This window comes from Burkholderia sp. Ax-1720, from assembly GCF_011753035.1.
GTDB lineage: Bacteria > Pseudomonadota > Gammaproteobacteria > Burkholderiales > Burkholderiaceae > Burkholderia > Burkholderia gladioli.
The window spans coordinates 17,731-28,036 of the sequence record NZ_VWWK01000091.1 but is presented as its reverse complement, the minus strand read 5'-3'; the positions used below and the strand labels follow the sequence as shown (position 1 = coordinate 28,036).

Sequence of the window (10,306 nt, the reverse complement as noted above, 5' to 3'; positions counted from 1 at the left end):
ACTTCCTCGACGATCTGCGCGAGCTGCAGGCCCTCGCCGAGCGAGGCGGCCCAGGCGGGCGCGGTATCGGCGATGGTGGGGCCGGCCGCGGCGCGCGCCGCGACGGCCGCGGCCGCCGGCGCCTCATCCGCTGCGTCCTCGGCTTTACAACTTGCCTCGCAACCTGCCTCGCAACCCGAGATCCGCGTCGCCGAAGGTTCCGACACGCCCACCTCGATGCCGGGCAACATCGCCCGCAACACCGCCACCGACAACATCCTCGCCAATGTGGTGGAGTCGCTGGTGGCGCTGCGCGCGGACCTGAGCGTCGGCCCGATGCTGGCCGATAGCTGGGAGATCTCGCCCGACGGCAAGACCTACACCTTCCACCTGCGCCACGGCGTGCGTTTTCACGACGGCACGCCGATGACCTCGCGCGAGGTGCGCTGGAGCTTCGAGTTCCTGATGAAGCGCAGCTCCGGCTTCGAGTGCCGCAACGTCTACGACGGCAGTCGCGGCCCGCGCGTGCTCGCGCTGCGCACGCCGGACCCGATGACGGTGGTGTTCGAGCTGGACCGCGCGAGCGCGCTGTTCCTCACGCGCATGGTCGACCCGCGTTGCCCGCTGGCGGTGCTCAGCCCCTCCAGCGTCGACGCCCGGGGCGAGTGGCTCAAGCCGGTCGCCACCGGCCCCTTCGTGTTCTCCGAATGGAAGCGCGGCCAGTACGTGCTGTTGCGCCCGTTCGCCGGCTACCGCCCGCGCGCCGAGCCGCCCAGCGGCCTGGCCGGCGCCAAGCTCGCCCATGGCGACGTGCGCTTCGTGGTGATCCCCGACGAGGCCGCGCAGAAATCGGCCCTGGTGGCCGGCCAGATCGATTTGATGTCGGTGGGCGAGAACGGCGTGCTGCCCAGCGACCCGCGCTGGCGCCTGGTGACGGGCCCCACCGCCGATCCGGCGATGCTGCTGATGCAGACCCGCGATCCGCTGCTCGCCGATGTGCGCATGCGCCGCGCGATCGCGCTGGCGCTGGACCTGCCGAGCATCGTCAAGGCCGTCACCGATGGGCGCGCGCCCTACAACCCCTCGCTGGTGCCTGGCGCCACCGAGCTGTTCAGCGCCGAGGACGCCGTCGGCTACCGCCGCAACCTGCCCGAGATGCGCCGCCTGCTGGCCGAGGCCGGCTACCACGGCCAGGTGCTGAGCCTGGAGACCAGCCGGCGCTTCCCGCACATGTACAGCCTGGCGGTCTACATGCAGTCGCTGCTGAGCCAGGCCGGCATCGCCACGCGCCTGGACCTGGTCGAGTGGGGCAAGCAGCTCGCCGATTTCCGCTCGGGCCATTTCCAGCTGATGTCCTTCGCCTACTCGGCGCGCATCGATCCCGAGCTGATGTACGGCGACGTGATCGGCGACAAGGACAAGCGTGCTATGGCGCAATGGGAGAACCCCAAGGCGCGGGCGCTGTGGCGCAGCCTCCAGGGCATGACCGACGAGTCGCAGCGCCAGCAGGTGTTCGACCAGCTGCACGCGCTGATGCTGGCCGACGCGCCGATGCTGATGATGTACTTCGCGCCCGAGCTGCTGCAGGTCAGCAGCCGCCTGGAGGGCGTCGGCTCCTGGCCGATGCGGCGCACGCGCGTGTTCAACGTGATCAAGCACTGAGAAATAGCATGCTGTCCTACCTGTTCAAACGGATCCTGATGGCGGTGCCCTCGGTGGCGATCGTCACGGTGCTGGTGTTCGCGATGATCCGCGCGATTCCGGGCGATCCGGCCGCGCTGATGCTCGGCGACATCAACGACCCGGCCCTGCTCGCGCAGATGCGCCACCAGTTCGGCCTCGATCGCTCGCTGCCCGAGCAGTTCATGCTGTGGATCGTCCACCTGCTGCACGGCGACCTCGGCATGTCGATCGTGCGCCACCAGCCGGTGGGCGAGCTGATTCGCGACACCTTCCCGGTGACCGCGCAGATCGTGCTGGCCGCCACCGCGCTGGCGGCCCTGATCGCGATTCCCGCCGGCCTGGTGGCCGCCTGGCTGCAGAACCGGCGTACCGATTCGGCGATCGTCTTCACCGGCATCCTGTTCGTCTCGCTGCCGAGCTTCTGGATCGGCATCCTGCTGATGTGGCTGTTCGGCGTGAAGCTGCAATGGCTGCCGACCTTCGGCTACCAGAGCTTCGCCGAGGCCGGCTGGGGCAGCCTGCGCTACCTGCTGCTGCCGGTGCTGGCGGTCGCGCTCGGCGAGATCGCGGTGCTGATGCGCGTGATGCGCGCCGGCAGCATCGAGGTGCTGCGCCTCGAGTACATCGCCCACGCGCGCGCCAAGGGCCTCTCCGAGCCGCGCGTGCTGCTGCATGCGCTGCCCAACGCGTTCGGCCCGACGCTGACCGTGCTGGGCCTGGTGCTGGGCCACCTGCTGGCCGGCGGCGCGGTGATCGAGACCGTCTTCACCCTGCCCGGCATGGGGCGCCTGCTGGTGGACAGCATCTACGCGCGCGACTACCCGGTGGTGCAGGGCTGCCTGCTGGTGATTGCGCTGCTCTACGTGCTGGTCAACCTGATCGTCGACCTTCTGCATCCGCTCTTCGACCCCCGGATGAAAATCTGAATGAAACGCTCTCTGTTCAAACGCTTCAACCTGGCGCTCGGCGCGCTGCTGGTGGGCTGGCTGGTGGCCACCGCGCTGCTCGGCCTGATCTGGACGCCCTACGATCCGAGCGCGGTCGATCCGCTCACGCGCTACGCCGCGCCCAGCGCGCTGCACTGGTTCGGCACCGACGAGTTCGGCCGCGACGTGTTCTCGCGCATCATGGCCGGCGCCGCCGTGAGCCTCACGGTCAGCCTCGGCTCGGTGCTGTTCGCGCTGGTGGCGGGCACCGCGCTGGGCACCGTCTCGGCCTACGCGGGCGGCGCGCTCGACCGCGTGGTGATGGTGCTCACCGATGCGTTGATGGCCTTTCCGGGCCTGCTGCTCGCGCTTGGCATCATGACCGTGGTTGGCGGCTCGAAGGGCTCGGTGGTGCTGGCATTGGGCCTGGCCTATACGCCCTCGGTCACGCGCATCGCGCACGGCGGCACCCTGAGCCTGCGCGAGCGCGACTTCGTGCTGGCCTCGCAGGCGATGGGCAACGGCGGGGCCTGGACGCTCGGCCGCCATGTGCTACCCAATATCGTCACGCCGCTGCTGGTGTTCGCCACCTCGCTGTTCGGCTCGGCCCTGCTGGCCGAGAGCGCGCTGAGCTTCCTCGGCCTGGGCGTGCCGCCGCCGGCCCCGACCTGGGGCGGCATGCTGGCCGACAGCCGCGACGCGATCGATCGCGCGATCTGGCTGGCGCTGTTTCCGGGGATGTCGATTTCACTGGCGCTGCTGGGCATCAACCTGCTCGGCGACGCCTTGCGGGACCTGCTGGATCCGCGCATGAAGGGGGTGACGCGATGAGCGCGAATCAACAGGCGGCGCAGCCGCTGCTGCGCGTCGATGCGCTTACGCTCGGTTTCAACGTGCCGGGCGGCGAGCCGAAACGCGTGGTGGACGGCGTGAGTTTCGATCTCGCCGCCGGGCACTCGCTGGCGGTGGTGGGCGAGTCGGGCAGCGGCAAGACCCTGATCGGCAAGACCCTGCTCGGGCTGCTGCCCGACGCGGCGCGCGTGATGGGCGGCACGGTGAGCTTCGGCGGCGCGCCGCTGCTCTCGCACAGCGCCGCGCAGTGGCGCGAGACGCGCGGCGTGGGCATCGGCATGGTGTTCCAGGAGCCGATGGTGTCGCTGAACCCGGCGTTCCGGATCGGCGTGCAACTGACCGAGGCGCTGCGGCGCCGGCGCGGCCTGTCGCACGAGGAAGCCGAGCGGCGCGCGCTGGCCATGCTCGAGCGCGTGCGGGTGCGCAATCCGCGCGATTGCATGCGGCGTTACCCGCACGAGTTCTCGGGCGGCATGCGCCAGCGCATCGTGCTGGCCTCGGCGATGCTGCTCAAGCCCAGGCTGCTGATCGCCGACGAGCCGACCACCGCGCTCGACTGCGTGGTGCAGAAGGACGTGCTCGACGTGATGATGGAGCTCACGCGCGACGAAGGCACCGCGCTGATCTTCATCAGCCACAACCTGGCGCTGGTGGCCGCCTATACCGAGCGCGTGCTGGTCATGCGCGCGGGGCGGCAGATCGAGATCGGCTCGGCCGAGCGCGTGCTGTCGCGGCCGACGCATCCTTATACGCGAGCCCTGCTCGATGCGCTGCCCCGGCGCGGCGACGCGGCGCCGGCCGCGATCGATCGCGCCGCGCGCCCGGTGCTGGAGATGCGCGAGGTGGCGGTCGACTACGCGCTGCCGCGCCAGGACCTGGTCGCGCAATGCGCGCGCTGGTTCCGGCGCGCGGCGGCGGGTTCGACTGGCACAGCGGCCGCCGGTGCCAACACGCGTCACGGCAAGCAGCGCACCGTGTTCCCCACCTCGTTCAGCCTGCATGCGGGCGAGACGCTGGCGATCGTCGGCGAATCGGGCAGCGGCAAGACCACCCTGGCCAAGGTCGCGCTGGGCCTGGTCGAGGCCGCCGAGGGGCAGGTGCTGCTCGACGGCGCGACCTATCTCGACGGCGGCGCGAAGCGCCTGCAGGCCGCGCGCCGCGCGGTGCAGATCGTGTTCCAGGACCCCTATTCGGCGCTCGACCCCCGCATGCGCGTGGGCGAGCTGGTGGCCGAGGGGCTGCGCCTGGATCGCTCGCTCGACGCGGCCGAGCGAGCCGCGCGTGTGGCCTCGGTGCTGGCCGACGTGGGCCTGGGCCAACATGCGCGGCGCTTCGTGCACGAGCTGTCGGGCGGCCAGCGCCAGCGCGTGGCGATCGCGCGCGCGCTGGTGAGCCGGCCGGCCGTGATCATCGCCGACGAGCCGGTGTCGGCGCTCGACGTGACCGTGCAGAAGCAGGTGCTGGAGTTGTTTACCTCGTTGCAGGCGCGTTACGGCTTCGCTTGCCTGCTGATCTCGCACGATCTCGGCGTGGTCGAGCAGATCGCCACGCGCGTGCTGGTGATGCTGCGTGGCCACGTGGTCGAGCTGGGATCGCGCGACGCCGTGTTCGACCGTCCCGGCCATCCCTACACGCGGCGCCTGCTGAGCGCGGTGCCGGAACTGCATGGCGACAGCGAGCAGGGTTTTCGCGTGATGGTGCGCGAGGTGCCGCCGATGCGCGGTTCGGCGGACGACTACTTCGATCCGGATCGGGCCGCGGGGCGGCTGGTCACGCTCAGCGCGGTCGATGGACAGGATGGACACTGGGTGGCGTTGCGATAGCACGGGGCCCGCGCGCGAGGCCGGCGGGAAGGTCTCGCGCGACGGGCTGTGAAGTAAGGATGTGAAGCGAGGACGTGAAGCGAGGACGTGAAGCAGGGATGCGAAGCGGGGCGGTGAGGCAGGGCGAAGTGGGCGGGGCGAGGTGGATTCATCGGGCAAGGCGCCTCGAAGCCATCAATCGACCATCTTCCCGCGCCGCCATGAAAAAACGGGCACCCGCCGTCGGCGCGCGCCCGTTTGGTGTTGCCTGGCGATGCTCAGAACTTGTGGCGGATGCCGAACACCACGGCGGCCTGGCGGTCGCTCGAGGAGTTCGAGAGATTGGCGATCGCGGCCACGGCCTTCTTGCCGGTCGAGTCGACGCCGCTGGCGTGCTGGTAGATGCCGACCACGTAGAGGTCGGTGCGGCGCGACAGGAAGTAGTCGGCGCCGAGGTTGACCTGGTTGTAGGTCGCGCCCGACACCGAGCCCACCGAGCTGCCCTTGGTGTAGGTGTAGGCGGTGCCGAGCTGCAGCGAGGGCGTGAGCAGGTAGGACACGCTCAGTTCGCCGATATTGAACTTGGCGGTGCCGCTCAGGTGCAGCGGATTGAGGCCCGCGCCGGCGGTGGCGCCGAGGTTCTGGAACGCGACATTGCTGTAGACGCCGCCGATGGTGGCATTGCCCAGGTGGTAGGCCGCGCCGGCCGAGATCACCTGCCAGGCGCCGGCCGAGGCGAAGCCGCTGAACACCGGATTGCTGACGTTGGCGGCATTGGCGGCGGTGGCCGAGTTGGCGTTCGGGTTGGTGCCGAACACGCCGAAGTTCGGGTTCTTGGCGCGCTCGATCGCGATGCCGCCGGCGAACGGGCCGTGGTCGTAGCCGACGCCGAGGCCCCAGACCTGGTTGCGCGTGACGTCGCCGGCCTGGCCGCCGAGGCTGTACATGCCGCCGAACTTCAGGCCGTTGTAGGAGCGGCTGGCGTACTTGACGGTGTTGTTGATGCGGTAGGAGTTGTCGAGGTTGTCCATGTCGCCGGGGTGGGCGCCGTAGATGCTGCCCCACTCGGTGCCGGGTACGAACTTCTCGAAGTTGGCCGCCTCGAAGTCGCCGACGTAGTCGCCGAGCGCGTCGTACTGGCGGCCCAGGGTGACGGTGCCGTAGGGCGTCTGCAGGCCGACGTAGGCCTTGCGGCCGAACAGGGCGCCGCCCTGGCCGAGCGCGCCGCTGTTGACGGAGTAGCCGCCCTCGAGGCGGAAGATCGCGGCGTAGCCGCCGCCGAGATCCTCGATGCCGCGCAGGCCCCAGCGGTCGCCCTGCAGGTTGCCCGAGGAGGCCGAGTACTGGCGGCCGCCCTTGGAGTTGGAATTGAAGGCGAAGCCGGTGTCGATCAAGCCGTACAGCGTCACGGAGCTTTGCGCGTGCGCGACGCCGGACAGCGCGAGCAGCGCGGCGATTGCAGGAAGCGTTTTTTTCATTGCCTTGGTCCTCGGCCTTGCCGATGGGTGTGGTGTGTCGCGGGGACACCCGATGTCTCCCGCCCCCGACCTGTTGGGTCGGGAGGAATGCTAAGCAGGCATTTTTTTGTCAGGAAGACCGATCGCAGGCATCGCGATCTGTTGATCCGATCGCCTTGCCGGCACGGGCTTCGGCGGCGATCGGCGATGTGGAAACGGCGCAACGGCGGCCGTGGCGAACGGCAAGCAACCAGGAGAAGCAGATGACACTGAGCCAGTTGAGGGCATTTTGCGTGGTGGTCGAGCAGGGCAGTTTCCGCGCCGCCTCACGCTCGCTCAATATCGCGCAGAGCGCGCTGACCCACGCGATCCAGAGCCTGGAGGCGGAGCTGGCCGCGCCGCTGCTGACGCGCTCGCACCTCGGCATCAGCCTGACGCCGTTCGGCGAGCGCCTGCTGGTGCGCGCCAACGCGATCCTGCGCGACTGCGAGCGGATCGACCAGGACATGCGCGAGCTGCAGGGCCAGCCGAGCGGGCGCATCGCGCTGGGCGTGACCTCCGAGCCGCTGGCCGAGCTGCTGATGCCGGTGATCAAGCGCTTCATGGCCGACTACCCGAACGTGCTGGTGCACGTGTCGAGCGGCGCCTCGAAGATGCTGACCGAGCGCATTCGCGACGGCCGCCTCGATTTCGCGCTGTGCCCGCTGGCGCCGAACGTGCTCGACGCCGATCTGGAAATCGATCGGCTCTATCGTTCCTCGGCCGCCGTGCTGGCGCGCGCCGGGCATCCCAAGGCCCGCGCCACCTCGCTGGCCGAGCTGGTCGACTGCGAATGGGTAGGCTTCCATCGCGAGGGCATCGCCGGCTTCGCCTCGAACCGGCTGGTCAAGGCCTTCACCGAGCGCGGCCTGGGCGCGCCGAAGATCGTGCTGACCGCCGATACGCTGCTCGAATCGCTGTACTTCGTCAGCGAGACCGATTACTTGACGGTCGACCCCGGCGTGCTGGCCGATCTCAAGCTGTTCTCGGGCGCGCTGATCCGGATTCCCGTGCGCGAGACCTTCAGCACGCGCGACATCTGCCTGGTGCGTCGCAGCAACTCGCCGCCCACCGCGGTGGCGCAGGCGCTGGCCAGCATGCTGGCCTCCTATGCGCGGCTGCGGCGCGGCGTGACCGGGCAGGGCGCCCCGCATGGCGAGGGGCCGGACGAGGACGACGACGGCCTGATGTAGCCGGCCCAGGCCGTGATCGAAATTTGCGATCACGATAGACCCGAGCCGGCTTCCTGCCGCCAATTCGGGTGGTTAGCATCGGTCTTCATCAACCGTCCACCGACGGCCCAACGAAATCGAGGAGCCACGCTTCATGTCATCCCGCGACATCCTTCCCCTGCTGCCCCATACCGACGGCATCGCGCACCAGCTCTGCGTGCGGCGTTTCGGGACGTCGGAGGCGAAGCGCAAGGTCTATGTGCAGGCCGGCCTGCATGCCGACGAGGTGCCGGCGATGCTGGTGGCCGTCAGCCTGATGGAGCGGCTGCAGGCGCTCGAGGACGCCGGGCGGCTGCGCTGCGAGGTGGTGCTGCTGAACGCGGCGAACCCGATCGGGCTCGCGCAGTTCGTGCTCGGCACGCCGATCGGCCGCTTCGACCTGGGCAGCGGGCGCAACTTCAACCGCGGTTTCCCGCTGCTGGGCGAGCGCGTGGCCGATGCCGTCGAGGGCCGTCTCACCGACGATCTCGAGCGCAACCGCCAGGTGATCCGCGAGGCCTGGCGTGCCGAGCTCGACGCGATCAAGCCGCGCCAGACGCTCGACGACCTGCAGTTGAAGCTGATGCAGCTTTCGGTCGATGCCGACATCGTGCTCGACCTGCATTGCTCGCGCGAAGCGGACATGTACGTCTACACGGGCGAGGCGATCTGGGAGGATGTCGAGCCGCTGGCGCGCTACCTGGGCGCGCGCGCCTCGCTGCTGGCGATCGACGCCGGCGGCCAGTCCTTCGACGAGGCCCACAGCCTGACCTGGTGGCAGCTCCAGCAGCGCTACGGCGCGCGTTTCCCGATCCCGCGCGGCACCGTCTCGGTGACGGTCGAGCATCGCGGCCAGCGCGACGTCAGCAACGAACTGGCGAACCAGGATGCCGAGGCGATCGTCTCCTACCTGTCGCTGATCGGCATGATCGACGCGCCGGTCGAGCCGCCGCCGCCGCTGCCGCATCCGGCCACGCCGCTGGCCGGCTGCGAGCGCTTCCACGCGCCGGTGGCCGGCATCCTGGTGCACCTGGTGCAGCCGGGCAGCCTGGTGCAGCCGGGCGACGCGATGTTCGAGATCGTCGATCCGATCGACGGCACGCGCACGCGCCTCCATAGCAGCAGCGCCGGCATGTTCTACATGCGCCGCGACGTGCGCTACGTGCGCGCCGGCGATCCGCTCGGACGGGTGACGGGAGAGCGAAGCCAACGCACGGGCTATCTGCTCAGTGCCTGATCCGGACTATTCATTGAGGAAACCGACCATGACGAGATATCTCGATGTCAGCGACATCCGCAAGCTGGTGGCGGCGACGGGCGCCGAGCGCTTCATCGCGACGCTGGCGGACTATATTCGCGACGACTACCTGCGCTGGAACGAATTCGACAAGTCTGCGCGGGTGGCCAACCACGTGCCGGGCGGCGTGATCGAGCTGATGCCGACCTCCGACGCCGCGCTGTACGGCTTCAAGTACGTCAACGGCCATCCGAGGAACACCCGCATCAACATGCTGACGGTGATGGCCTTCGGCGTGCTGGCGCGCGTCGACACCGGCTACCCGGTGCTGTTCAGCGAGTTCACCATCATGACCGCGCTGCGCACCGCCGCCACCTCGGCGCTGGCCGCGCGCTACCTGGCGCGGCGCGATGCGCGCACCATGGCCCTGATCGGCAACGGCGCGCAGAGCGAATTCCAGATCCTGGCGTTCCGCGCCATGCTCGGCATCAACGAGGTGCGCCTGTTCGACGTCGACCCGGCGGCCACCGACAAGCTGGTGCGCAACCTCGGCGGCACGCCGGGCCTCACGCTGATCCGCGCCGCGAGCGCGGCCGAGGCGGTGCGCGGCGCCGACATCGTGACCACCATCACGGCCGACAAGACCAATGCCACCATCCTCACGCCGGAGATGATCGAGCCGGGCATGCATGTGAACGCGGTGGGCGGCGACTGCCCCGGCAAGACCGAGCTGCACGCCGAGGTGCTCAGGCGCGCGCGCGTGGTGGTGGAGTTCGAGCCGCAGACGCGCATCGAAGGCGACATCCAGCAGTTGCCGGCCGACTCGCCCGTGGTGCATCTCTGGCGCGTGCTGGCCGGCCAGGAGCCGGGCCGCACCAGCGCGCAGGAGGTGACGGTGTTCGATTCGGTCGGCTTCGCGCTGGAGGATTTCTCGGCGCTGCGCTACCTGCACGACATGGCCGAGAGGCTCGGCGTGGGCGAGGACATCGACCTGATCCCGGCGCCCGACGATCCCAAGGATCTCTACCAGTACATCGCCTCGCCTTCGGTGCCGGCGCTGTTCGACGCGGTGGCCTCGCGCGCGCAGGCCGCGATGAACGCGACGATGCTCTGAACGGAG

General features: G+C 69.6%; 8 protein-coding genes and 1 pseudogene. 7 read left to right on the top strand and 2 right to left on the bottom strand.

All coding sequences use genetic code 11. The annotated features are described in order from the left end of the window. Window positions 1-206 (bottom strand): annotated as a pseudogene (locus tag F3J18_RS38285) (hypothetical protein); the annotation flags it as partial. Between the two features lie 10 nt (window positions 207-216). Here F3J18_RS38285 and F3J18_RS23100 point away from each other — a divergent pair. Genes F3J18_RS23100 through F3J18_RS23085 form a run of 4 tightly spaced genes read left to right on the top strand, consistent with a single transcriptional unit; the run spans window position 217 to window position 5,263 of the window. Continuing rightward, window positions 217-1,641, top strand: coding sequence for an ABC transporter substrate-binding protein (locus F3J18_RS23100; RefSeq protein WP_240156425.1), 1,425 nt, complete (start codon window positions 217-219; stop codon window positions 1,639-1,641). Window positions 1,642-1,649: 8 nt separating this feature from the next. Next, window positions 1,650-2,588, top strand: a complete 939-nt coding sequence (locus F3J18_RS23095; protein WP_025099819.1) for an ABC transporter permease — start codon at window positions 1,650-1,652, stop codon at window positions 2,586-2,588. After that, complete coding sequence (locus tag F3J18_RS23090; RefSeq protein ID WP_036051891.1) at window positions 2,589-3,419, top strand: ABC transporter permease; 831 nt, start codon at window positions 2,589-2,591, stop codon at window positions 3,417-3,419. Continuing rightward, a complete protein-coding gene (locus tag F3J18_RS23085) occupies window positions 3,416-5,263 on the top strand; it encodes an ABC transporter ATP-binding protein (RefSeq protein ID WP_166914432.1) in 1,848 nt (615 codons plus the stop codon). The genes F3J18_RS23090 and F3J18_RS23085 overlap by 4 nt, the downstream gene beginning before the upstream one ends. A 257-nt stretch (window positions 5,264-5,520) precedes the next feature. Here the strand turns inward: F3J18_RS23085 and F3J18_RS23080 are convergent, their stop codons facing one another. Continuing rightward, complete coding sequence (locus F3J18_RS23080; protein ID WP_025099816.1) at window positions 5,521-6,720, bottom strand: porin; 1,200 nt, start codon at window positions 6,718-6,720, stop codon at window positions 5,521-5,523. A gap of 242 nt (window positions 6,721-6,962) precedes the next feature. Here F3J18_RS23080 and F3J18_RS23075 point away from each other — a divergent pair, with 242 nt between their 5' ends. From F3J18_RS23075 to F3J18_RS23065, 3 genes are all read left to right on the top strand, one after another. Then, the gene (locus F3J18_RS23075; protein ID WP_166914430.1) at window positions 6,963-7,931 is read left to right on the top strand and encodes a LysR substrate-binding domain-containing protein; all 969 of its coding nucleotides are present in this window, start codon (window positions 6,963-6,965) and stop codon (window positions 7,929-7,931) included. Window positions 7,932-8,064: 133 nt separating this feature from the next. Next, the gene (locus tag F3J18_RS23070) at window positions 8,065-9,186 is read left to right on the top strand and encodes a succinylglutamate desuccinylase/aspartoacylase family protein (RefSeq protein WP_025099814.1); all 1,122 of its coding nucleotides are present in this window, start codon (window positions 8,065-8,067) and stop codon (window positions 9,184-9,186) included. A 28-nt stretch (window positions 9,187-9,214) separates the two neighbouring features. Then, window positions 9,215-10,300 carry an ornithine cyclodeaminase gene (locus F3J18_RS23065; protein WP_166914427.1) on the top strand — a complete coding sequence of 362 codons (1,086 nt, stop codon included), beginning with the start codon at window positions 9,215-9,217 and terminating at the stop codon, window positions 10,298-10,300. Window positions 10,301-10,306: the final 6 nt, after the last annotated feature.

What these genes read in the sequence shown, in the direction of transcription:
- F3J18_RS23100 (WP_240156425.1), top strand. Translation starts at nt 217, where the DNA reads ATGCCGGGCAACATCGCCCGCAACACCGCCACCGACAACATCCTCGCC.
- F3J18_RS23095 (WP_025099819.1), top strand. Translation starts at nt 1,650, where the DNA reads ATGCTGTCCTACCTGTTCAAACGGATCCTGATGGCGGTGCCCTCGGTG.
- F3J18_RS23090 (WP_036051891.1), top strand. Translation starts at nt 2,589, where the DNA reads ATGAAACGCTCTCTGTTCAAACGCTTCAACCTGGCGCTCGGCGCGCTG.
- F3J18_RS23085 (WP_166914432.1), top strand. Translation starts at nt 3,416, where the DNA reads ATGAGCGCGAATCAACAGGCGGCGCAGCCGCTGCTGCGCGTCGATGCG.
- F3J18_RS23080 (WP_025099816.1), bottom strand. Translation starts at nt 6,720, where the DNA reads ATGAAAAAAACGCTTCCTGCAATCGCCGCGCTGCTCGCGCTGTCCGGC.
- F3J18_RS23075 (WP_166914430.1), top strand. Translation starts at nt 6,963, where the DNA reads ATGACACTGAGCCAGTTGAGGGCATTTTGCGTGGTGGTCGAGCAGGGC.
- F3J18_RS23070 (WP_025099814.1), top strand. Translation starts at nt 8,065, where the DNA reads ATGTCATCCCGCGACATCCTTCCCCTGCTGCCCCATACCGACGGCATC.
- F3J18_RS23065 (WP_166914427.1), top strand. Translation starts at nt 9,215, where the DNA reads ATGACGAGATATCTCGATGTCAGCGACATCCGCAAGCTGGTGGCGGCG.